The sequence below is a fragment of the Paucibacter sp. XJ19-41 genome (assembly GCF_028462495.1).
GTDB lineage: Bacteria > Pseudomonadota > Gammaproteobacteria > Burkholderiales > Burkholderiaceae_C > Roseateles_E.
This window is the reverse complement of the sequence record NZ_JAQOWX010000274.1, coordinates 1-1073: the sequence shown is the minus strand read 5'-3', so window position 1 is coordinate 1073 and position 1073 is coordinate 1. Positions and strand designations below refer to the sequence as shown.

2 protein-coding genes are annotated in these 1073 nt (G+C 74.1%); one reads left to right on the top strand and one right to left on the bottom strand.

Annotation, left to right across the window (positions count from 1 at the left end):
* The coding region (locus tag PO768_RS28925) for a LysE/ArgO family amino acid transporter (RefSeq protein WP_272648809.1) at nt 1-377 on the top strand (377 nt) is incomplete at its 5' end.
* 172 nt (nt 378-549) lie between these two features.
* Here the strand turns inward: PO768_RS28925 and PO768_RS28915 are convergent.
* On the bottom strand, nt 550-1073 hold a 524-nt coding region (locus PO768_RS28915), incomplete at its 5' end, for an MBL fold metallo-hydrolase (RefSeq protein WP_272648808.1).

Sequence of the window (1073 nt, the reverse complement as noted above, 5' to 3'; positions counted from 1 at the left end):
TCTACGGCGCGCTGGCGCTGCGCCGCGCCCGGCAGTCGGGGCAGCTGCGGGCGGCGGCCGGCGGCGAAGGCCTGGGCCGCACGGCGGCGCTGGCCCAGGCGGCGGCCTTCACGCTGCTGAACCCCCATGTCTATCTGGACACCGTGCTGCTGGTGGGCAGCATAGGCGCCCAGCAGCCGGCCGAGCTGCGCGCCTTCTTCATCGCCGGCGCCGCGCTCGCCAGCGCTGTCTGGTTCGGGCTGCTGGGCTTCGGCGCCCGCTGGCTGGCGCCCTGGTTCGCGCGGCCACGGGCCTGGCAGGTCCTGGACAGCCTGATCGGTCTGACGATGTGGGTGCTGTCGGCCTTGCTGCTGCGGCATGCGCTGGCGGGGCTCTAAGGCGGGGAGTGCCGACGCTTCACGCCGCCCAATCCAGCCACTCGCCCGGCGTCANCGCGGCCACGGGCCTGGCAGGTCCTGGACAGCCTGATCGGTCTGACGATGTGGGTGCTGTCGGCCTTGCTGCTGCGGCATGCGCTGGCGGGGCTCTAAGGCGGGGAGTGCCGACGCTTCACGCCGCCCAATCCAGCCACTCGCCCGGCGTCAGCGCCTGGATGGCAACGGGCTTCTCCCTAGCCGCCGCACGCAGGCGGGCCAGCGGGTCCTCGACCTCCACATACTCGGCCATGCCCGAGACGCCGTAGTGGATGGGGATCAGGCGGCGCGCGCCCAGCACGGTCGCGGCGGCCACCGCCTGCTCGGGCGTCAGCACGCCCGGCTGGCCACTGATCGGCTGGCGCCAGCCGAAGCGTGCGCCATTGATAGGCAGAAAGGCGGCATCGAAGGGCCCAAGCTGGCGGCCGATCCGCCACCAATGGCCGTGCCAGAGCGTGTCGCCGCCATGAAAGATGCGCCGCCCGCCGGCCGACACCACCCAGGAGACCTGCGGATCGCCGAAGCCGTCCGAGGCGGGCACGGCGGTGGCGGTGAAGTCGCCCAGCAGTTGCGGCTCCCACAGCGGGGCCGGCCGGGCCCGTGCGCCCGGCGGCACCGGCAGCGGGTTGGTGCCGGCCGGATGGATCAGCGCGCCGCCCC